General features: G+C 62.3%; 20 protein-coding genes and 1 riboswitch. Of the genes, 10 read left to right on the top strand and 10 right to left on the bottom strand.

The genetic code is table 11. From position 1 onward, the window contains the following. Positions 1-17 precede the first annotated feature (17 nt). The 8 genes from purF to H8S45_RS03970 are packed head-to-tail and all read right to left on the bottom strand — an operon-like array spanning position 18 to position 8,442. On the bottom strand, positions 18-1,382 hold the full coding sequence (purF, locus tag H8S45_RS04005) for an amidophosphoribosyltransferase (protein ID WP_186949602.1): 1,365 nt from the start codon (positions 1,380-1,382) through the stop codon (positions 18-20). 53 nt (positions 1,383-1,435) lie between these two features. After that, a complete protein-coding gene (locus tag H8S45_RS04000; protein ID WP_054326848.1) occupies positions 1,436-2,008 on the bottom strand; it encodes an ANTAR domain-containing response regulator in 573 nt (190 codons plus the stop codon). 51 nt (positions 2,009-2,059) lie between these two features. Further along, positions 2,060-3,379, bottom strand: coding sequence for a glutamine synthetase family protein (locus H8S45_RS03995; RefSeq protein ID WP_147573963.1), 1,320 nt, complete (start codon positions 3,377-3,379; stop codon positions 2,060-2,062). A gap of 46 nt (positions 3,380-3,425) precedes the next feature. Continuing rightward, positions 3,426-4,154, bottom strand: coding sequence for a GltB/FmdC/FwdC-like GXGXG domain-containing protein (locus tag H8S45_RS03990; RefSeq protein WP_054326849.1), 729 nt, complete (start codon positions 4,152-4,154; stop codon positions 3,426-3,428). After that, positions 4,151-5,392 (bottom strand): NAD(P)/FAD-dependent oxidoreductase, encoded by a 1,242-nt coding sequence (locus H8S45_RS03985; RefSeq protein ID WP_186949599.1) that lies wholly within the window; start codon positions 5,390-5,392, stop codon positions 4,151-4,153. The genes H8S45_RS03990 and H8S45_RS03985 overlap by 4 nt, the downstream gene beginning before the upstream one ends. A 5-nt stretch (positions 5,393-5,397) precedes the next feature. Further along, entirely contained in the window at positions 5,398-5,826 is a 429-nt protein-coding gene (locus H8S45_RS03980) for a 4Fe-4S dicluster domain-containing protein (RefSeq protein WP_186949597.1), read from the bottom strand. 13 nt (positions 5,827-5,839) lie between these two features. Beyond that, positions 5,840-7,345: a glutamate synthase-related protein gene (locus H8S45_RS03975; protein ID WP_054326852.1), complete on the bottom strand. Its 1,506-nt coding sequence runs from the start codon at positions 7,343-7,345 to the stop codon at positions 5,840-5,842. Next, on the bottom strand, positions 7,345-8,442 hold the full coding sequence (locus tag H8S45_RS03970) for a class II glutamine amidotransferase (protein WP_107630855.1): 1,098 nt from the start codon (positions 8,440-8,442) through the stop codon (positions 7,345-7,347). Before H8S45_RS03970 ends, H8S45_RS03975 begins: the two co-directional genes overlap by 1 nt. Positions 8,443-8,833: 391 nt before the next feature. On the opposite strand from H8S45_RS03970, the gene H8S45_RS03965 reads away from it, so the two are divergent. The 6 genes from H8S45_RS03965 to ribH all read left to right on the top strand — a co-directional run bounded on the left by H8S45_RS03965 (position 8,834) and on the right by ribH (position 16,742). Then, positions 8,834-10,921, top strand: coding sequence for a glutamine synthetase III family protein (locus H8S45_RS03965; RefSeq protein WP_107630854.1), 2,088 nt, complete (start codon positions 8,834-8,836; stop codon positions 10,919-10,921). Positions 10,922-11,132: 211 nt separating this feature from the next. Then, the gene (locus H8S45_RS03960; RefSeq protein ID WP_147573964.1) at positions 11,133-12,872 is read left to right on the top strand and encodes an ammonium transporter; all 1,740 of its coding nucleotides are present in this window, start codon (positions 11,133-11,135) and stop codon (positions 12,870-12,872) included. A 154-nt stretch (positions 12,873-13,026) separates the two neighbouring features. Next, positions 13,027-13,154, top strand: a riboswitch (FMN riboswitch). A 154-nt stretch (positions 13,155-13,308) separates the two neighbouring features. Further along, on the top strand, positions 13,309-14,406 hold the full coding sequence (gene ribD / locus H8S45_RS03955) for a bifunctional diaminohydroxyphosphoribosylaminopyrimidine deaminase/5-amino-6-(5-phosphoribosylamino)uracil reductase RibD (protein WP_390126114.1): 1,098 nt from the start codon (positions 13,309-13,311) through the stop codon (positions 14,404-14,406). After that, positions 14,388-15,029, top strand: a complete 642-nt coding sequence (locus tag H8S45_RS03950) for a riboflavin synthase (RefSeq protein ID WP_054326854.1) — start codon at positions 14,388-14,390, stop codon at positions 15,027-15,029. Before ribD ends, H8S45_RS03950 begins: the two co-directional genes overlap by 19 nt. Positions 15,030-15,050: 21 nt before the next feature. Further along, positions 15,051-16,259: a bifunctional 3,4-dihydroxy-2-butanone-4-phosphate synthase/GTP cyclohydrolase II gene (locus H8S45_RS03945; protein WP_054326855.1), complete on the top strand. Its 1,209-nt coding sequence runs from the start codon at positions 15,051-15,053 to the stop codon at positions 16,257-16,259. Between the two features lie 18 nt (positions 16,260-16,277). Continuing rightward, on the top strand, positions 16,278-16,742 hold the full coding sequence (gene ribH, locus H8S45_RS03940) for a 6,7-dimethyl-8-ribityllumazine synthase (RefSeq protein WP_054326856.1): 465 nt from the start codon (positions 16,278-16,280) through the stop codon (positions 16,740-16,742). A gap of 44 nt (positions 16,743-16,786) precedes the next feature. On the opposite strand, the gene H8S45_RS03935 is transcribed toward ribH, so the two are convergent. Both H8S45_RS03935 and H8S45_RS03930 read right to left on the bottom strand, forming a co-directional pair. Beyond that, complete coding sequence (locus H8S45_RS03935; protein WP_054326906.1) at positions 16,787-17,377, bottom strand: dipicolinate synthase subunit B; 591 nt, start codon at positions 17,375-17,377, stop codon at positions 16,787-16,789. After that, positions 17,374-17,826, bottom strand: a complete 453-nt coding sequence (locus tag H8S45_RS03930; RefSeq protein ID WP_243182375.1) for an NAD(P)-dependent oxidoreductase — start codon at positions 17,824-17,826, stop codon at positions 17,374-17,376. Before H8S45_RS03930 ends, H8S45_RS03935 begins: the two co-directional genes overlap by 4 nt. Before the next feature lie 110 nt (positions 17,827-17,936). Here H8S45_RS03930 and H8S45_RS03925 point away from each other — a divergent pair, with 110 nt between their 5' ends. The 4 genes from H8S45_RS03925 to H8S45_RS03910 all read left to right on the top strand — a co-directional run bounded on the left by H8S45_RS03925 (position 17,937) and on the right by H8S45_RS03910 (position 21,682). Beyond that, positions 17,937-18,077 carry a hypothetical protein gene (locus H8S45_RS03925; RefSeq protein ID WP_153802380.1) on the top strand — a complete coding sequence of 47 codons (141 nt, stop codon included), beginning with the start codon at positions 17,937-17,939 and terminating at the stop codon, positions 18,075-18,077. Next, a complete protein-coding gene (locus tag H8S45_RS03920) occupies positions 18,074-19,684 on the top strand; it encodes a recombinase family protein (protein ID WP_082396958.1) in 1,611 nt (536 codons plus the stop codon). The genes H8S45_RS03925 and H8S45_RS03920 overlap by 4 nt, the downstream gene beginning before the upstream one ends. 224 nt (positions 19,685-19,908) lie before the next feature. After that, positions 19,909-20,667 carry a sporulation initiation factor Spo0A C-terminal domain-containing protein gene (locus tag H8S45_RS03915; RefSeq protein ID WP_054326857.1) on the top strand — a complete coding sequence of 253 codons (759 nt, stop codon included), beginning with the start codon at positions 19,909-19,911 and terminating at the stop codon, positions 20,665-20,667. A gap of 112 nt (positions 20,668-20,779) precedes the next feature. Beyond that, positions 20,780-21,682 (top strand): YitT family protein, encoded by a 903-nt coding sequence (locus H8S45_RS03910; protein WP_147573966.1) that lies wholly within the window; start codon positions 20,780-20,782, stop codon positions 21,680-21,682. The last annotated feature ends 26 nt before the right edge of the window (positions 21,683-21,708 follow it).

Below are 21,708 nucleotides of genomic sequence, written 5' to 3'. Positions count from 1 at the left end.
TTTTCGCCATGACTTTTTTATACACTGATAGGGTATTTGCCGGTGAAGCAGCCGTCGCAGAAGCCGCAGGCGGCTTCCGGCGCGATCTGGTGCAGCGCGTCCAGGCTGAGAAAGCCCAAGCTGTCTGCACCGATCAGCGCGCGGATCTCCTCCACCGAGTACCGGCAGGCGATCAGGTTGTCCTTGTCTGGAATGTCCGTGCCGAAATAGCAGGGGGAGACAAACGGCGGAGCGGAGGAGCGCATATGCACTTCAGCCGCGCCCGCCTCCCGCAGCAGGGATACAATCTGCCGCGAGGTCGTGCCGCGCACGATCGAGTCGTCGATCATGACTACGCGCCTGCCCTGCACGCAGCTCCGTAGCGCGCCGAGCTTGATGCGTACCGCCTGCTCGCGGCTCTGCTGGCCGGGGGTGATAAACGTGCGGCCCACATAGCGGTTTTTGACCAGGCCCGTGCCGTAAGGGATGCCGGACTCCTCAGCGTAGCCCATCGCGGCGTCCAGACCGGAATCCGGTACGCCGATCACAACGTCGGCCGCGACCGGATATTCCCGCGCGAGGAACCTGCCGGCGTTGCGGCGCGCCTCGTGGACGGACTGACCGCAGATCACCGAGTCCGGACGGGCAAAATAGATATATTCAAAAATGCACATGTGGCTGGAAGCGTTTTCACAGTTTTCACGGATGGAGCGCACCCCGCCGTTTTCCACAACCACGATCTCGCCCGGGTCGAGCTCACGCTCAAACGCTGCGCCCACCGCGCTCAGCGCGCAGGTTTCCGAGGCAAAAACCACAGCGTCCCCGCGCCGTCCCATGCAGAGCGGGCGGAAGCCCCAGGGATCGCGCGCGGCGATCAGCTTCTGCGGCGACATGACAATCAGGGAATACGCGCCGCGCAGGTCGCGGAGCGCCTGGCAGACCGCTTCCTCGACCGAGCGGCAGCGCAGCCGCTCCTGCGCGATGGCGTAGGCGATCAGCTCGGAATCCGTGGTGGTCTGGAAGATGGCGCCGCGGTATTCAAAGGCAGTGCGCAGCTCGGTCGTACCCGCGAGGTTGCCGTTATGCGCCACCGCAAGCGTTCCTTTCACATATTTGATGGTCAGCGGCTGCGCGTTTTCGCGGCGCGTACCGCCGGTGGTGGAATAGCGGACATGGCCGACCGCCATGGTGCCGCCGAGCCGGTCGAGCGCATCCGCGCTGAATACCTCGCCGACCAGGCCGACGTCCTTGTGGAATGAAAGCTCGCGGTCGTTTATCGTCGCGATGCCGCAGGCCTCCTGGCCGCGGTGCTGCAAGGCGTACAGGCCGTAGTATGTCGTGCGGGCGCAGTCGCCGTGCGGGTCGTAGACGCCGAACACGCCGCATTCTTCATGGATTGACACGAAAAAACTCCTCCGATTCGCTTGAGATAGCCAGCACGGGCGCAAAAAGCCGCTTAGAACTGGCTCAGACCGAGGATCTCCTCCGCGACTTGCCGCTTGCTTTTGCGACCGTTCATGGCCTGCTGTTCAATATAGGCATGCGCCTCTGGCTCGGTCATGCCGCGCAGCTCGATCAGAATACATTTTGCGCGGTCTACCAGGCGGATATCCTGGATGCGGCTCTGCAGGCGCTGGTTTTCTTTCTGCAGCCCGTCCAGACGCGCATGCACGGCGCGGACCATGCGCAGCGCCTGGAAAAACAGAGGCCGGCTGAGCGGCTTGGGCAGGACGAACACGCCGTCCGCCTCCACCAACTCGGAAACGGCGTCCGCCTGCTCGGATTTGACGAGCAGAAGCACACCGGCGGCTGTTTCGTGCGCGGCGGCCTGCGCCAACTCATGGCCGAACTCGTCGGGCAGGGGCGTGTTGATGAGAACAATGTCGAATATCCCGTCCAGCAGGGCGCGCCTTGCCTCCGCGCCTGAAGCGGTGGGAATGGTCTGCGCCTGCATGCCGCAGGAGGCCAGGAACTGCGCGAGCGTGGCCTGGGACTTCTGCGTGGAGGATATGAGAAGAATGCGCTCCAAGGCGGGCCTCCCCCTTTCCGTCAAATTGTACGGGCGGCAAGCGCCCTGTGGTCAATAGCGCGCGAAATACATCTCATGCTCGGCGGCGGGGCGGTTGCGGGCGGCGGCGATGCGGTCGTGCTCAACCTGCTTTGCGCTGAAAAAGCCCTCCAGCGTGCGCGCCGTCAGATGCGCGTCGATAAAGCGGCTCTGCTGTGCCAGCCGGATCGCCTCGCACAGCGAAGCGGGTACCGCATCATAGCGGGACACGACCTCGGCCGGCGCGGTGAACAGGTTGACGTCGCAGGCGGGACCCAGCGGTAGCTTCTGCTCGACCCCGTCCAGACCGGCGTGGATGAGCAGCGCAAACACGATATACGGGTTGATGCAGCCGTCGAGCGCGCGGATCTTCATCCGGTTGGGGGCATCGCCGTGCGCCAGTGGGATGCTGATGAGCGGACAGCGGTTCTGGTGCGACCAGGTGATATACTTGGGCGCTTCAAACTCGCCCAGACGGGCGTAGGAATTGGTCAGTGGGTTGCCGAAAACAGTCAACTCCGCGCTGTGGCGCAGGATGCCCGCCACAAAGCTGCGCCCCTCGTCCGCCTGATCGAACCGCGGATGGAACAGGTTGTGACCATCCTTGCAGACCGTTATGCTCAGGTGCAGGCCGTTGCCCGGCGCGTCGGGCAGCGGCTTGGGCAGGAAGGAGGCGAACAGGCCGCTGGACGCGGCCATGGATTTGACCACCCATTTGAAGGTGACAAAATTGTCCGCCGCCTCGAGCGCGTCCGCGTAGCGGAAGTCGATTTCGTGCTGGCCCGGCCCCTGCTCATGGTGCGAGGACTCGGGCTGAATGCCCATTTCCTCGAGCGTCAGGCAGATCTGGCGGCGCACGTTTTCGCCTTTGTCGAGCGGCGCGACATCAAAATACTCCCCGTGGTCATGCGGGAGCGAGGTCGGGGCGCCGGTCTCGTCCAGCTCGAACAGGTAAAACTCGCTCGCGGTACCCATGGTGACCGAATAACCAGCGCGCCGCGCGCGCTGGCAGGCAGCGCGCAGGATGTTCCGCCCGTCCCCCTCGAACGGACGGCCGTCCGGATACTTAATATCGCAGTAGAAACGCACGACGCGGCCCTGCGACGGGCGCCACGGCAGGATGGACAGCGTGGATGGGTCGGGGAAGAGCAACAGGTCGCTGTCCTCCACGTTGAGGAATCCTCGCAGCGCGGAGGCGTTGAAGTGGATGCCGTGCGCAAAGGCGCGCGGCAGCTCGGACGGCATGATAGCGATATTTTTCTGGTTTCCGAAAATATCGCAAAAGGCGAGCCGGATGAATTTGACATCATTTTCTGCAATAAATTGTACGACTTCGCTGACGGTGGTATCCATAAAGCCGCGCTCCTCTCTGAAAATCACAATATCCCGCTTCGGTCGTTCAGCTTTCATATGTGTAAAGCTGATGGTAGCCCGCTTCCGGATTGGGCGAAAGTACATAATATTTCTGCGCCTTGAGCGCGGCGGCGTCGCCGCCGAACAGCCGGCAGAAATCATCGATATAAGGGGCGAAGGACGCAGCCTCCTCCGGAGAAGCCTCGTTGACCAGCACCTGCCGGGGCAGGCCTGCGGGCGCCTGATCACATCTTAGCACAATTTTGCCGCCGTGCATACCGGTGCCGCAGAAATTGCCGGCAGGGAACGCGCCGTCCTGCCCGATGCCGAGTACCAGGATGAGGCCGCCCGCCTGGTATTCGCCCAGAAACGAGCCGGCCCGGCCGCCGATGACGACCACTGGGAAGTGGTCCTGGTAGGCCTTCATATGGATGCCGCCGCGGTAACCGCAGTCGCCCTGGATAAAGATGCGCCCGCCGCGCATGCCGTAGCCGCAGACATCGCCCGCGCTGCCGTGGATAATGATGTCGCCGTCGTTCATGGTGTCGCCGACCGCCTCCTGCGCGTTGCCAAACACCTCGATGGTCGAGCCGTTGAGGTACTGGCCGAGACCGTTGCCCGGCGTGCCGTGGATGGTCAGGGTCTTGCCGGACGAGCCGCAGCCCAGATAGCGCTGCCCGACCGCGTTCTCAATGGTGATTTCGGTATCGTCAATCTGACGGAGCTGCTCATTGAGTTCTTTATAATAGGTAAGGTTTGCATGTGCTGTGGTCATCCGTGTGCGCCTCCTAACTGTTTCGCGCGCTCAGCGCGGGAGAATGCCATCAGCTGCGGCTTCTCGCGGATTAAATCAAAGTCAATGCTGTCAAGCGGGGTCTGCTCGCGGATGAGCGAGGTGTAGATGCCCGCGCGGTCCACATCTCCGATGAGGATAAATCCGACCAGACGGTTGTCGCGTGTGACGAGCAGCTTGTAGTGCTCCCCGTCCTGCTCCAGGTAGGTTTCGCCGTCGTACGAGCCTGCGGTTATCATATGTAGCCCGAGGAAACCCGATGCATTCATCGGGATGGCCTTGTCAAAGCAGGCGCTGCCGCCCGCCATGGCCTTGCCCGCGGTCTCGCCCTGCATGTAGGCGTTGGGCAGGATGGCGAGGATGCGGTCGGTTTCGGCCGCGATGTCGTGCGAGACCGTGCAGTCGCCCGCAGCGTAGATGTCGGACACGGTCGTGGCCGAATGCTCGTCGATTAAGATCCCTCGTTCGACCGCGCAGCCCGTATCGGCGGCCAGCTCGATGTTCGGCCGTACGCCGACCGCGACCACCAGGACGTCAAAGTCAACCGTCCCGCCGCTCTTGAGATAGGCGGTGTGCGGCTCGAACCGCGCGACCGAATCGCCCAGCAGGAAGCGCACGCCTTTGCCCTCCAGGTGCTTCTGGATGATGGCGGCCGGCGCTTCGGTGAGTACGTTGGGCAGGATGCGCGGGGCCAGGTCGATGACGGTCAGCTCGGATACGCGCTGCTGGATGCCCTCGGCGCATTTCAGACCGATAAGGCCCGCGCCCACGATGAGTACGCGCCTATCGTTCCCCGCGCCCAGCAGAGCGTCCAATCGCTTGGCGTCGTCCAGTGTCATAAAGCTGGTTTTGTTTTCCACCGCATCCAGCCCCTCCATGGGCGGTACGAACGGCCGCGAGCCGGTACACAGGCACAGCTTGTCATAGGGAACGGCCGCGCCGTCCTCGAGCACGACGGTTTTCGCGGCCGCGTCCACCTTGGCCGCGCGGCGGCCGAGTAGGGTGGTCACACCGTTTTTCTCGTAAAAATCCGCGGGACGGTACCGCAGCATTTTCTCCTCCGTGGTCTTGCCGAGCAGCAGGTAGGAGATGAGCGGCCGGCCGTATACCGGATACGGCTCGTCCGAAATGACCGTGATGGGGCCGGTTTGATCGACCGCGCGGATGCCCTCGATCGTGCCGACTGCGGCGGTGCCGCCTCCGATGATGACATAGTTCATAGCGTTCACCTCTCCTCGTATACGATGGCCTTGTTCGGGCAGCCCTGCACGCACATCGGCTGGCCGAACGCGTTTTTGGCGCACAGCTCGCATTTCTGCACCGCGCCCTCATTCGAAGTGGACAGCGCGCCATAGGGGCAGGACAGGATGCAGGTGTAGCAACCAACGCACTTGTCCGAGTTGATCTGCACGGCCCCATCCACGATGGACAGCGCGCCCGAAATGCAGCCCTTGACGCATAGCGGGTCGGTGCAGTGGCGGCAGCTGACCGCAAAGGAGATGTTATCGCGCTCCTCGATGCGGATTCGGGGCGCGATCTTGTGGTCCTTGAGCGCCTTGACCATCGAGGACTTGCCCGAGTTGGCGAACGCGCAGTAATATTCGCATAAATGGCACCCCAGGCACCATTTTTCATTGACATAGACTCGTTTCATGCAGTTTCCCTCCTCATTCGCCCGCGTGCTTGATGCCGAGGATGCTCAGCTCGCGGTCGCTCAGGCCGATGCCGCGCAGCATCAGGCGGTTGCCGCGCAGGGCCTCGATCGAGTTGATGCCCATGCCGCCCATCATTTCCTTGAGTTCATGATCCCAGGCAGTAACTAGGTTGACCAGCCGCTGTGAGCCTATGTCCGGATTCAGGCGCTTGACCAGCTCGGGGCGCTGGGTCGCGATGCCCCAGTTGCACTTGCCGGTCTGGCAGGTGCGGCACAGATGGCAGCCGAGCGCAAGCAGCGCGCTGGTCGCGATGTAGCACGCGTCCGCGCCGAGCGCGATGGCTTTCAAAAGGTCGGCCGCGTTGCGGATGGAGCCGCCGACCACGACCGAAATCTGGTCGCGGATGCCCTCGTCGCGCAGGCGCTGGTCGACCGCCGCAAGCGCGAGCTCAATCGGGATGCCGACGTTGTCGCGGATGCGAGTCGGGGCCGCGCCCGTGCCGCCACGGTAGCCGTCGATGCAAATGATGTCCGCGCCCGAGCGCGCCACGCCCGAGGCGATGGCCGCCACGTTATGCACGGCCGCAATCTTGATCAGCACCGGCTTTTTGTACGCGGTTGCTTCCTTGAGGGAAAAGACGAGCTGGCGCAGGTCCTCGATGGAGTAGATGTCGTGGTGCGGGGCAGGCGAAATGGCGTCCGTACCCTCTGGGATCATGCGGGTGCGCGAGATATCCGGACCGACCTTGTGGCCGGGCAGGTGGCCGCCGATACCGGGCTTTGCGCCTTGGCCCATTTTGATTTCAATGGCCGCGCCCGCCTCCAGATAGTCTTTATGTACGCCGAAGCGGCCGGACGCAACCTGCACGATGGTGTGCGGGCCGTATTGATAGAAGTCCTGATGCAGGCCGCCCTCGCCGGTGTTATAGTAGGTGCCGAGCGCGCAGGCCGCGCGGGCGAGCGACTCGTGCGCGTTGTAGGAAATCGAGCCGTAGCTCATGGCCGAGAACATGACCGGCACGCGCAGCTCGAGCTGGGGAGACAGGTTGGGTACTAGGTTGCCGTCCGCGTCGCGCTCGATTTTGCCAGGCTTTTTGCCGAGAAAGGTTCGCGTTTCCATGGGCTCGCGCAGCGGATCGATGGAGGGATTGGTGACCTGGGAGGCGTTGATGAGGATCTTATCCCAGTAGATAGGGTACGGTTCCGGATTGCCCATGGAGGAGAGCAGCACGCCGCCCGTGCCAGCTTGACGGTAGACCTCGGAGATGGCCTTGCCCGTCCAGTTCGCATTTTCTTTAAAGGTATGGTCGGTCTTGACAATCTTCAGCGCGCGCGTCGGGCAGAGGGAAACGCAGCGGTGGCAGGCGACGCACTTGGACTCGTCGGCCTGCATCTTTTGAAACTCGGGGTCGTAAAAATGTACCTCGTTGGCGCACTGCCGCTCGCACGCGCGACAGGCGATGCAGCGGTCGTAATTGCGCACGACCTCATACTGCGGATACAAAAAGTCGATAGCCATTATTGCTTTCCTCCATCATGCAGATTGACGATCACTGGCTCGCCGCCACGCGGCGCCCAGATGCGGTCGAGCGTGGGCTCGATGGCGCGGATGGCGCATTCCTCGGACGCGATGTACACCGTGTCGCCCTTTTCGCCCACGACCATCGAACGCAGCTTGAGCCGGTCGTTGAGAGCCATCAGGCCGCCCGTGTAGCCGACCAGGATGGAAAACGGACCTGTCACCAGCAGGGAGGCGAAGGCGTTGCGCAGGTAGGTCAGGCGCTCGCACTCGGTCGGCGCCTGCTTTTCAATGGTGGACCAGAAAGGCGCGGCGATGACGTTGGCAATCTCGCGGTAGGTCAGGCCGAGCTTGCGACCCAGGTAGTCGACGATATAGGTGATGACCTCGGTGTCGGTCAGCAGGTCGCATGAGTAGCCGAACATCTCGATAAAGCGGCGGTTGGCGTCGTACGAGGAGATTTCGCCGTTGTGGACGACGGTCGTGGACAGCAGGGCAAAGGGATGCGCGCCGCCCCACCAGCCGGGGGTGTTGGTCGGATAGCGACCGTGGCAGGTCCAGGAGTAAGCCTCGTAATTCTCCAGCATATAGTATTCGCCGACGTCCTCCGGAAAACCGCTGGCCTTGAACACGCCCATGTTTTTGCCCGAGGAGAAAATATACGCGCCGTCCAGTGTGTGATTGATGCGGATGACGAAGCGGGAGGTGAATTCGCGTTCATCAAGCTGGCTGGAGGTGAGCTTGGTGTGCAGCGGGGTGACGAAGTAGCGCCAGATCATGGGTTCGTCCGTGATGCGCGGGTGGCGGCGCGTGGGGATTTTGGACAGGTCGACGATGTCGAAATGGTGTTCGATTTCCTTTTCGCAGGCGGCCTTGGCCTCCGGCGTGTCATAAAATACATGGAACGCATAGTAGTCGGCGTACTCCGGGTAAATGCCGTAGCCCGCGAAGCCGCCGCCCAGCCCGTTCGAGCGGTCATGCATGGGGCGGATGGAGGCGATGATGCGCTCCCCGGTTTCCCGTGTCCCGTCCTTGTGGAAGATACCGGAGATCGCGCAGCCGGCCGGGATGCGGACCTGACCTTCTTTTTGCAGCATTGGTGTTTCCTCCTTATGTTGCCCGGCGTGCCGGGTTCGCTTTCCAGAAAAGGATAAAAAGAAAAGCGCCCGCCGCAAACGAGCAGAATGCTCCTTTGCAGCGGACGCCGTTGTCCGTTCTTTTATTGTAGAACAGGCGCGCACAAACGTCAAGCGGGTTTAAAAGAAAATGCGGATTTTTTGCGCTTTGCCCAGAACGGGAGGGGATGGGACGGGATTAAACCGGCAGATTGCAACAAAAAAGGTGAGCGAGTAAAAAATCCGGCCAAAGGGGGTTGACAAACTGCGGCGGGGCGCGTATACTGCGCTTGTAAGCAGCAAAGGCGCTGTGGGAATGACACCCACGGCGCTTTTTTGTTGCCATTTGACAGACGGTAAGGAGCGAATCGATATGAATACGGCGAAAAATGTACCGGAGCTGTTCGGCAGCATGGTCTTTAACGAGACTGTGATGCGGGAGCGTCTTCCCAAGGACGTATACAAAAAGCTGAAGCAGACCATGCGCGAGGGTACGGCGATCGACGCCGAGGTCGCGCCGGTCGTGGCGACCGCGATGAAGGACTGGGCACTCTCAAAGGGCGCAACGCATTATACGCACTGGTTCCAGCCGTTGACCGGCATCACGGCTGAGAAGCACGACTCGTTCATTTCCCCGACGGACGACGGTGGGGTCGTGATGGAGTTTTCCGGCAAGGAGCTGATCCGCGGCGAGCCGGACGCGTCCTCGTTCCCCTCCGGCGGCTTGCGCGCGACCTTCGAGGCGCGTGGCTACACGGCCTGGGACCCGACCAGCTACGCTTTCGTTAAGGACGGCACCCTGTACATCCCCACCGCGTTCTGCTCCTATACGGGCGAAATTCTGGACAAAAAGACCCCGCTGCTGCGCTCGATGGACGCGCTCAGCACGCAGGCGTGCCGCGTGCTCAAGCTGTTCGGCAAGGACGTCAAGCGCGTGACGACCACGGTCGGGCCGGAACAGGAATACTTCCTGATCGACAAGGCGGACTATGCCAAGCGCAAGGACCTGATCTTCACCGGCCGCACGCTGTTCGGCGCCATGCCGCCCAAGGGGCAGGAGATGGAGGATCACTACTTCGGTTCCATCCGTCCGCGTGTGGCGGCGTTTATGCAGGAGCTGGACGAGGAGCTGTGGAAGCTCGGTATTTTTGCCAAGACTAAGCACAACGAGGTCGCCCCCTGCCAGCATGAGATGGCGCCGGTGTTCACCACGACCAACATCGCCACCGACCACAACCAGCTCACCATGGAGGTCATGCGGCGTGTGGCGGAAAGGCACGGCTTCGTCTGCCTGCTCAACGAAAAGCCGTTCGAGGGCGTCAACGGGTCGGGCAAGCACAATAACTGGTCGATCTCGACCGACACGGGCGAGAATCTGCTCGAGCCTGGCAAGGCGCCGAGCGGCAACCTGCAGTTTTTGCTCTTCCTGACTGCGGTTATCAAGGCCGTGGACGAATATCAGGACCTGCTGCGCATCTCGGTCGCCTCCGCGGGCAACGATCACCGCCTGGGTGCGAACGAGGCCCCGCCGGCGATCATCTCCATGTTTATCGGCGACGAACTGCAGGCAATCCTGGATGCAGTCGAGGCAGGGCGGGATTACACGGATGTGGCCAAGACCAAGATGGATCTCGGCGTGTCCGCGCTGCCGGACATCCAGAAAGACACCACCGATCGCAACCGCACCTCGCCTTTTGCTTTTACCGGAAACAAGTTTGAATTCCGCATGCTGGGCTCCTCGCTCAACATCGCCTGCCCGAACATCATGCTCAACACTGCGGTCGCGGAGGAGTTGCGCCAGTTCGCGGATGAGCTGGACGGCGCGACGGACTTCCAGGCGGCGCTCACCGCGCTGCTGCGGCGTGAGATCAAGGCGCACAAGCGCATCATTTTCAACGGCAACGGCTACGACGAAAGCTGGGTCGCGGAAGCGGAAAAGCGCGGCCTGCTCAACCTCAAGTCCACGGACGCGGCGCTGCCGCACTACACGGATGAAAAGAACATCCGTCTGTTTGAGACGCACGGCGTGTATACCAAGCTGGAAATGGAGTCCCGCGAGGAGGCCGTGATTGAGGAGTATTACAAGACCCTGCACATCGAGGCGCTCACCATGCGCGACATGGCGCGCCGCGAGATCCTGCCCGCCTGCCTGTCGTTCGAGCGCGCGGTGGCGGACGGCGCGCTGGCCAAGAAGCAGCTCGGCCTTGCGGGCGGCGCGGAAACCCGCCTGCTGACGCAGGTATCCGCCCTGAACGATGCGCTGGAGTGCGCGGTATCCACGCTGGAGGAAGCCGTGGAGGCTGTGCCGAAAGCGGACGCGGAAACGCTCGCGCATTATTACCACGATGAGGTACTCCCGTGCATGGACGCCGTACGCAAGCCGTCCGACGCGCTGGAACGGATGGTGGGCAAGGAGTACTGGCCGTTCCCGACCTACGCGGATATCCTGTTTTATACCTGAACGGACAGGGGACCTGAAAAGTCTCCCTGTATACGAAACCAGGTTCCGGAGAAGTCTGGTTTCGATACTCGAATGACGCGGCCCGACAGCCTTGGGGCAAAGGGCGCGGCAAAGCAATTTTCGTGTGTAAAAAATTATCATACACAACGGCGTGTATTTCCGGCCTTGGGACCGGAGATACACGCCAAATTTTTTTAGGAGGGATTTTCTCATGCAAGACCTTGTAAACCTTGCCGCCTCGATGGATACTGGGTGGACGCTGGTCGGAGCCGCACTGGTGTTCTTCATGCAGGCGGGCTTCGCGATGGTGGAAACCGGCTTTACCCGGGCTAAGAACGCGGGCAACATCATCATGAAAAACCTGATGGACTTTTCACTCGGTACGCCGATCTTCTGGCTGGTCGGATTTGGCATCATGTTCGGTTCGATGAACGGCGTGTTCGGCGGCTTTGACCTTCTGGCGGACGGTGTGGTCGGCGAAGGCTACGACTGGACGACGCTGATCTTCCAGACCGTATTCTGTGCCACCGCCGCGACCATCGTGTCCGGCTCCATGGCCGAACGCACCAAGTTCTCGGCCTACTGCATCTATTCCATGGTCATATCGGCGGTGATCTACCCGATCTCCGGTCACTGGATCTGGGGCGGTGGCTGGCTCGCCGAGCTTGGCTTCCATGACTTCGCCGGTTCGACTGCGGTACACATGGTCGGCGGCGTAGCGGCGTTCGTGGGCGCGGCCATCCTCGGCCCGCGTATCGGCAAGTACACCAAGGACGGCAAGGCGCGCGCGATCCCCGGCCACTCGCTGACCCTAGGCGCGCTGGGCGTGTTTATTCTGTGGTTCTGCTGGTTCGGCTTCAACGGCGGCTCGACAGTCGCGCTGTCGAACGGCGCGGCTGAAACCGCGGCGCGCGTGTTCGTCACCACCAACATGGCGGCGGCGGTCGCGACAGTCACGGTTATGTGCGTGACCTGGGTGCGCTACAAGAAGCCGGACGTTTCCATGACGCTCAACGGCTCGCTGGCCGGCCTGGTAGCCATCACGGCGGGCTGCGACACGGTAACACCTTTCGGCGCAGCCATCATCGGCATCATTGCGGGCTTTGTGGTGGTGTTCGGCATTGAATTCATCGACCAGAAGCTCAAGGTGGACGATCCGGTTGGCGCGGTCGGTGTACACGGCCTGTGCGGCGCGACCGGCACGCTGATGGTCGGCCTGTTCGGCTACTACGCCTACGGTACGAACGACGTGGCGCCGGTCGGCCTGTTCTACGGCGGCGGCTGGCACGCGCTGGCCATCCAGGCGCTCGGCATGGCCGTGGTGATCGCGTGGGTCGCGGTCACGATGACCGTGGTGTTCCAGATCATCAAGCATACGGTCGGCCTGCGCGTCAGCGAGGCCGAAGAGATCATGGGCCTTGACAAGCCCGAGCACGGCCTGCCCTCCGCCTATGCGGACTTTATGCCGGTGGTTCCGTCCGTGCTGGGTACCAAGGCGGCGCAGGACGACACAGGGGAAGCGGCTGCGGCCGCGGCCGCGCCCGCTCAGGCGGTGCCGGTCACTAAGATTACATCCGAAGCGTCCAGCGGCGGACACAAGCTGAGCAAGGTGGTCATCCTTGCCAAGCAGTCCAAATTCGAGGTGCTGAAAAACGCGATGAACGAGATCGGCATTGCGGGCATGACCGTGACCAATGTGGTCGGTTGCGGCACGCAGAAAGGCGCGCCCGAGTACTACCGCGGCGCGGAGGTGGACGTGACGCTGCTGCCCAAGATCAAGATGGAGATCGTGGTATCCAAGGTGCCGGTCGAGACTGTGATCGAAACGGCCAAAAAGGTGCTGTACACCGGCCACATCGGCGACGGAAAGATATTTGTGTACGATGTGGAAAACGCGGTCAAGGTGCGCACGGGCGCGGAGGGCTACGACGCGCTGCAGTACGACGACTGATCGAGGGGAACAAGCCGGAACAGTGGGACAGGGCGGCTGCTCTGTCTCACTTTCTGCAGAAACCGGAGGCCAGATGAAAATTTATGCTTGCATTTTGTGGGGAAGGGTGTATACTGAAAGAGCAGAAAGCTTTCTGCAGGAAAACCGAATAAACAGATTTCTTCAGGGCAGGGTGCAATTCCCTACCGGCGGTACAGCCCGCGAGCGGACGCCTTTCCGGCGGAAGCATGACTCGGTGGAACTCCGAGGCCGACAGTATAGTCTGGATGAAAGAAGAAAGTGTGAAAGCAAAAGGGGGATGCCCCTTTGTTTGATTCGCTTGTTTACCGTCCTGAAACGTCGCGCGGCGTTTCAGGATTTTTTGTTTGGCGGCGCGCCATATATGTCCCGGAAGTCTGCGGCTTTCGGGACATTTTTTATTGGGAGATGATGCCGTTTGCAAGAGGAGCTTCTGATGCGCAGGGCGCTCGAGCTGGCGCGGCGCGGTGCGGGACGGGTCAGCCCGAATCCGATGGTGGGCTGTGTGATCGCCCGCGGCGGGCGCGTGATCGGCGAGGGATGGCATGAGACGTGCGGCGGGCCGCATGCGGAGCGAAATGCGCTGGCTGCCTGCACGGAGGACCCCGCGGGTGCGACGCTGTATGTCACGCTGGAGCCTTGCTGCCACTGGGGCCGCACGCCGCCCTGCACGGACGCGATTTTGGAGCGGGGTATCGCCCGCGTGGTGGTCGGATGCACGGACCCTAATCCGCTCGTCGACGGGAAAGGGGTGCGCCTGCTGCGCGAGGCGGGCGTGGAGGTCGAGACCGGCGTGCTGGAACAGGAGTGCTGGCGGCTGAATGAAGTGTTTTTCCACTTTATCCAGCACCGGACGCCGTTTGTCGTGTATAAATACGCGATGACGCTGGACGGCAAGACTGCGTCCGCTTCGGGCGACAGCCGTTGGGTGAGCGGGGAGGCCGCACGGTGCAGAGTGCATGAGGTGCGCGGGCAGCTTTCCGCAATCATGGTGGGCGTGGACACGGTGCTGGCGGACGATCCGCTGCTCACCTGCCGCATACCTGGCGGGCGTGATCCGCTGCGCATTGTGTGCGACAGTCGGGCGCGCACACCGCTGGACAGCCGCCTGATCCAAAGCGCGGGCGAGATACCGACCATAATCGCGGCAGTCGGCTGGAATGAGCGGGCTGCCGCGCTCAAAAAGGCGGGCGCGCAGATCCTGCTCTGCGGGGAGCGGGATGGACGGGTCGATCTGCGCGAGCTGATGCGGCAGCTCGGCGCGCGCGGCGTGGACAGTATCCTGCTGGAGGGCGGCACGACGCTGGCGTTCGCCGCGCTGGAAGCCGGCATCGTCCGCAAGGTGCAGGCGTATATCGCGCCCAAGCTGCTCGGCGGTAGCACGGCCAGGACGCCGGCCGGCGGGCAGGGGCTTGCTCGGATGGCAGATGCGTGGCGTCTGACCGGTCTGACCGCCGAGCCGGTTGGAGAGGACTTTTTGTTGGAGGGATACCTGCCATGTTCACAGGACTTGTAGAGGAGGTCGGGCGCGTCGAACGCATCGCGCACGGCGCGCGGGGCGCGCGGCTGATGATTGCGGCCGATGCCGTGCTCGCGGGGACACGGTGCGGCGACAGTATAGCGGTAAACGGCGTATGCCTGACGGCTGCGGAGCTGGATGGGCGGACGTTTACCGCGGACGTGATGGCAGAAACCCTGCGCCGCTCTGACTTGGGGGAGCTGCGCGCGGGCGCGCCGGTCAACCTGGAGCGCGCGATGCCCGCGGACGGGCGGTTAGGCGGACACATCGTGTCCGGACATATCGACGGCACGGGGACGGTCGCGTCGCTCCTCCGCGAGGATAACGCGGTCTGGCTGTCGGTCAAGACGCCCACGGCTCTGCTGCGGTACATTGTGGAAAAGGGCTCGATTGCGATCGACGGCGTCAGCCTGACGGTCGCGCAGGTGGACGGACAGGGCTTTGCCGTGTCCATCATACCGCATACCGGCGCACAGACCACCCTGCTCGGCAAGCGGCAGGGCGAACGGGTGAATCTGGAATGCGATGTGATCGGCAAGTATGTGGAAAAGCTGCTTGCCCCGCATACCGCCCGGCAGACGGACGTCACTATGGAATTTCTCAGCCAACACGGCTTTTAACAGAAAGAGGGAGGCGGAATCATGCAGCAAAACTTTGCAACCATCGAACAGGCGCTTGACGAGCTGCGCGCCGGCCGGCTGATCATGGCGATCGACGATCCGGACCGCGAGAACGAGGGCGACCTGATCTGCGCGGCGGAATTTGCGACCACGGAGAACGTTAACTTTATGGCGACCCATGCCAAAGGGCTGATCTGCACGCCGATGAGCGCGGAAATCGCGGCTCGGCTCGGCTTTGAGCAGATGGTCAAGGTCAATACAGACAATCACCATACCGCGTTTACCGTTTCGGTCGATCATGTGGATACGTCAACCGGCATCTCCGCCGAGGAGCGCGGACTGACCTGCCGCGCGTGTGCGGATACGGCCGCAGGGCCGGCGGACTTCCGGAGGCCGGGCCATGTGTTCCCGCTGACCGCGCGCCGGGGCGGCGTGCTGACCCGCAACGGACACACCGAGGCAACGGTCGACCTGTGCCGCATAGCGGGGCTGCAGGAGTGCGGCCTGTGCTGTGAAATCATGCGCGACGACGGCACCATGATGCGCACGACCGAACTGCTCGAAAAGGCGCGCGAGTGGGGTGTTGCGGTCATTGCCATCCGCGACCTGCAGGATTACTGCCGCAGGCATGACAAGCATGTGGTTCGCGAGGCCAGCGCCAAGCTGCCGACACGCTTTGGGGAATTCCAGATCTACGGCTATGTCAACGACCTGACCGGCGAGCACCATGTCGCGCTCGTCAAAGGGAAGATCGGGGACGGGAAGAACCTGCTCTGCCGTGTCCATTCGGAATGCCTGACCGGCGACGTGTTCGGTTCGCGGCGGTGCGACTGCGGGCAGCAGCTCGCGGCCGCCATGCAGCAGATCGAAAAGGAGGGCCGTGGCGTGCTGCTCTATATGCGGCAGGAGGGCCGCGGCATCGGCCTGATTAACAAGCTCAAGGCCTATGAGCTGCAGGAGGTGGGCTGGGATACGGTAGAGGCCAACGTTAAGCTCGGCTTTGCGCCCGACCTCCGCGAATACTGGATCGGCGCACAGATCCTGCAAGATCTCGGCGCGCGGGAGCTGCGCCTGCTGACCAACAATCCGGAAAAGATCTACGGACTGGACGGGTTCGGCGTGGAGATCGTTGAGCGCGTGCCGATTGAGATCGCGCCGCAGGAGGACGACGCGTTTTACCTGCACACCAAAAAGATCAAGATGGGGCATCTGTTCCAGAAAACCATATAAAACAGGAGGGAAACCGAAATGAATGTACTGGAAGGCAAGCTTGTCGCGGGGAAAGGGAAATTTGCAATCGTCGCGGCTCGGTTCAATGAGTTCATTGTCTCCAAGCTGATTGCGGGCGCGGAGGATACGCTGGTGCGGCATGGCGTGGATACGGATGATATCACGCTCGCCTGGGTGCCGGGCGCATTTGAGATACCGCTCGCGGCGCAAAAGCTCGCGCAGAGCGAGCAGTACTGCGCGGTCATCTGTCTGGGCGCTGTCATACGCGGTTCGACTACGCACTATGATTATGTGTGCAACGAGGTTTCCAAGGGTATTGCGCAGGTGGGCCTGCAGACCGGCGTACCCGTGCTGTTCGGCGTGGTTACGACCGAGAACCTTGAGCAGGCCATCGAGCGTGCGGGTACCAAAGCGGGCAACAAGGGTGCGGACGCGGCTCTGGCGGCGCTGGAGCTTGTGGATCTGCTTCCGCAGCTGCGCTGACCCGCAGACAAAGAAAAGACCATCCGTTTCGGATGGTCTTTTCTTTACACGTTTGCAGGACTGAGCAGCAGAGGCTGGAGTTGGCGCCCCTGCAGCGCAGCCTGGACGGTATCCGGAATACGCTCCATGTCCGCCACAAGCGAGCGGGGCTTGGCGTCGGGCGCATCCTGGCGGAAGGGGACAAAGTAATAATAGCGGCGGTTGAGCAGCGCGCCGATATTGGCTGCGCTGCCGGAAAGCCCGTCGTTGGTGGATACCGCGAGCACAACCGGCTTGTCGCCGCGCAGATGGCTTTTAACCGCCATGACGACCGGCGTGTCGGTTACGCTGTGCGCGAGCTTGGCAAGCGTGTTGCCCGTGCAGGGCGCCACGACCAGTACGTCGAACAGGCCTTTGGGGCCGATCGGCTCCGCGGCCTGGATGGTATCGATCGGCTGGCGGCCGGTCAGGGCAAAGAGCTTGCCGCGCCACATGGCGGCGTCGCCGAAGCGGGTGTCGAGCTGGGCGGCGTGGAAGGACAGGATCGGCGTGACCTCGCAGCCCTGCCGCACAAGCGTCTGGATGACATCCATCACGCGCGCAAAGGTGCAGAACGAGCCGGTCAGGGCAAAGCCAATGCGGATCGGAGCGGTCATAATATGGATTCCTCCTGCAAAATGGTGAGTACCGTATCGTGGATGGCGCGCGCCGCGGACAGCGGTGCGACCCGTCCCGGGAGGGAGAGCGCGTGCAGCAGCCGGCAGCCGGCCGGCAGCTTCGCGTCCGCGGAGATGCCGCCGGGCAGGGAAGCCAGATCGATGACCAGGCAGCCGGTGGAAAGGCTGGACAGCTCCGCAGCGCCGAGCACCGGCGCGGGGACAGTGTTGAAAATGAGCTGGAACGCACTGAGCCGTCCGGCAAGGCTGCGGGTGTCGAGCGCGCGCATGCCATCGGCCTCGATCCTGGCGAAATCCCGCGGGGAACGGGCGGAAACCGTGACGGCGGCATCCAGCGCGTGCAGCTTATGGGCGAGCAGCGCGCCGATACGCCCATATCCGATGACCAGGCAGGACGCGCCCTGCAGGGTATGCTCGGTCTGTTCCATAGCGAGCTGTAGGGCGCCTTCGCAGGTAGGTACATCGTTAGCGGTATAGGCTCCCGCAGGAATACCGGGGGGATACGGCGGCATATGCTGGCAGGGAGGAGGGAAACGGTATGCGGATGGAGGAAAAGGAGCGGGAGAACCTGTGCAGGGCGGTCAAGACGGGTCTGCTGAAGAAGCTGCGTGAAGCGGGACAGATCAACGAGGCACAGTTGGACCGCGCGCTGGATAAGCTGCGCGCAGGCGAACGGTGACCGGCGCAAAGCTTCGGGTCGCCGCGTACTGCCGCGTATCGACATCGCAGGACGACCAGAGGAACTCCCTGGAAAACCAGCGCCGCTATTTCGCGGAGTATATCGGCAGCCAGCCGGACTGGGAGCTGGCGCGGGTGTATGCGGACGAGGGACTGTCCGGCACCGCCGCGCGCAACCGGCCGGCCTTTCAGCAGATGCTGTCCGCCGCGGAGGAGGGGGAGATCGACCTGATCCTGACCAAGGAGGTGTCCCGCTTCGCCCGCAACACGGTGGATGCGCTGGCCTGCACGCGGCGGCTCCGGCGGTACGGGGTGGGCGTGGTATTCATCAATGACGGGATCGATACTCGTCAGAACGACGGCGAGTTCCGCCTGACGATTATGGCGAGCGTGGCGCAGGAGGAAAGCCGCAAGACCTCGGAGCGGGTCAAATGGGGGCAAAGGCGCTCCATGGAGAACGGCGTGGTGTTCGGGTGCAACAATATCTACGGCTTTTCCCTGCTCCACGGCAGGCTGACGGTGAAGGAGGACGAGGCGGAGGTGATCCGGCTGGTATACCGCAAATTTCTGAACGAGGGGAAAGGAACCTTTGTGATCGCGCGGGAGCTGTCTGAGTCGGGCGTCGAGCCGCCCCGCGCCAAAGGGAAGCCGTGGTCCTCCACGATGGTGCTGCGTCTGCTGCGGAATGAAAAATACTGTGGCGACCTGCTGCAGAAAAAGTCGTATACGCCGGATTTCCTGGATCACAAAAAACAGGTCAATCGGGGGGAGGAGGAGCAGATATACCTGCGCGATCACCACGAGCCGATCGTCCCACGCGCAGTTTTCGAGCAGGCGCAGCAGGAGCTTGCGCGCCGCGCACCGGCCGGCGCGCAGGGACGGCGCTGCGTCCGCCGGTACTGGTGCTCGGGAAAGCTCATTTGCGCGGCCTGCGGCCGCCGCTTCGTTCCGCGCCGGCGGCGGCGCGCGGGAGGTGAGGTATACCGGTATTGGGTGTGCGCCGCACGGGGAAGGCACGGCCCGCGGCATACCGATGGACGGGAGACCCCTGACGGCTGCGATATGCGGATGATGCCTCACCAGGCGCTTTGCACCTGCATGGACGTGGTGGTGGAACGGCTGGGGCTGGACGTCGGCCGGCTGATCCGCGAGACGGCCGAATTGGTGGAACAGGCGGAGGACGGCGGCGTGCCTGTGGCGTTGGAGCGCCTGCGGGAGCGCAGGCAGCGCGTGCTACAGCGGCGGGGGGACGCGCTGGACGCATGGCTGGGACACAGCATCACAAAAGAGGAGCTGGACAGCTTGCGCGCGCGTTATGACGCTGCGCTCGCGCGTCTGGACGGGCAGGAGCGGACGTTGGAGGCACAGTGGCAGGCGGCGCGCACAGGGGATGGCCGGACGGCTCTTCGGGCGTTCCTGGAAACCGAGGCGCTCCGGTGTGAAGCGGTGTACGGCGAGCTTTTGGAGCAGATGCGCATTGGGGAGGGGGGAGTTCTGGTGCGGCTGCGTGGACTGGCGGTGACGTTCCGGCTGCAATATGCGCCGCCCAGGCGCGGAGCTGGCCTGCGGCCGGAGGACATACGCTGCACGCTGCTACCGGATACCTAATGCAAAAAATAAGAGCGGGTTTCCGCCTTGCGGAAACCCGCTCTTTCTGTCCGCGCCGCCCTGCCGCAGACGGAAGTCAGGGGATAGTTTTGTCGATTTGTGTCGATATTTTGAGAAAAATAAATCTTTTTGGCACTTGAACCAATGGAAGAGATATGTAAAAATATAGAACAGAGAAATATAAGGCCGAAAAACAGGAAAGTGGCCATAGGAGAAGATCAAAGATGGCGGATGAAAAACAAAAGCTCCGCGTTTTGCTGGCCTGTGCGGACAGCGAGCTTTCCCGATATGTCGCGCGCCGTTTGCCGGAGAACGGGAAGATCGAGCTAGCCGGATGGACCGAGGATGGGGCGCGGGCGCTGGAACTGTATCGCGATACGCGGCCCGGGCTGGTTGTGCTGGATACCGATCTGTTCCATGTGGATGGGCTGACGGTGGCTTCCCGCATTCGGGAGCAGGGCGGGAAAGAGACGATTCTTCTGCTCAGCGCGTTCCAAGGGGCACAGGTGCTTGCCGAATGCAACGTGCTGTCCATCGATTATATGATGCGCAAGCCGCTGAAGGAGGACGCGCTGTACGACCATATCCGGCTGTGGGCGGCAGGCATGGAGGAACGGGAAAAGGAATTATCCGAGGAAACCCGCTTCCGGAAGCAGGTGGACCAGGTGTTTAAGGCTTTTGACCTGCGCACCGATTCCAAGGGCTACGCCTATACGGTCGACGCGGTCTGCGCCTGCCGGCGGAAGAACAGCGGCCTGACCAAGGAGATCTATCCGGCGATCGCGCGCAAACGCGACACAACGCCGGCAAATGTGGAGCGGGACATCCGGTATACGGTCAAAAAGATCTGGAAAGACTGCGAGGCGTCCGTGCTGGAACGGTATTTTGGCGAGATGGCGGTCAGGATGCGGGGCAGAATCAGCAACGGACGCTTTATCAAGGCGATCCTGGACTATCTGAGCCGACAGGACGAAGAGGGGTAACGCAAAAACAGGTCGTTTCGGACGCGCCTTTGCTTAACTTCCGGCGGCCGCTGTGGTATACTATACCTGCAGCGGGCCTGCTGCGCATTTTTCAGTTAAGGTGGGGGCGTAAATGTCTGGAACGGAACAACAGGGAAAGCAGGGGGGATTGGAACGGGGGCAGTCCTGGGGGGAGCAGCTCAGGCGGCTGCTGTTGATTGTGGCGGCGTCCGTGGTGATGGCGGTCAACATTAAAAGCTTTGTGGACGCGGGCGGCCTGTTTCCCGGCGGCTTCAATGGGCTGACGCTGCTCATCCAGCGCAGCGCGCAGCAGTTTGCCGGTGTTTCCCTGCCGTTTACCGCAATCAACCTGCTCCTCAACGTGGTTCCGGCAGTGGTCAGCTTCCGGCTGATCGGGAAGCGCTTTACGCTGTATTCCTGCCTGATGATCGCGTTGACGAGCGTGCTGACCGACCTGATCCCTTCCATGCCGTTGACCAACGATGTGCTGCTGGTCTGTATTTTCGGCGGCATTGTTAACGGCTTGGCGATCAGCCTGTGCCTGTTGGGGCGCGCGACCAGCGGGGGGACGGACTTCATCTCCGTGGCGCTGAGCGAGCGGCTCGGCGTGGACGCGTGGAATTACATCTTTTTTGCCAACTGCGGGATGCTGGCCGTGGCCGGCCTGCTGTTCGGCTGGGATAAGGCGCTGTATTCGATCATTTTCCAGTTTGCCTCCACGCAGGTTGTGCATATGCTCGACCCGCGCTTTAAGCGGACCACGCTGTTCATCATTTCCAATCGGGCGCAGGAGGTATACGAACAGATCAAGGATACGACGCATCACGGGGCGACGCTGTTCCACGGAACCGGCCTGTATAACGGCGAGGAGCGGGATATGCTGTATTCGGTCATCGCGGGCGATCAGGTCAAGCAGATCACCCGCGTCGTGCGCGATATCGACCCCCATGCGTTTATCAATATCCTGAAAACCGACCAAGTGGCGGGCAATTTTTACCGCCGGCCGCACGATTAAAACGGAAGGGCAGCCCCGGGCGCAGC

This window comes from Agathobaculum faecis (assembly GCF_014287995.1).
In the GTDB taxonomy this organism is placed as follows: domain Bacteria; phylum Bacillota; class Clostridia; order Oscillospirales; family Butyricicoccaceae; genus Agathobaculum; species Agathobaculum ammoniilyticum.
The sequence above is the reverse complement of the archived record's forward strand: the minus strand, read 5'-3'. Positions and strand labels throughout refer to the sequence as shown.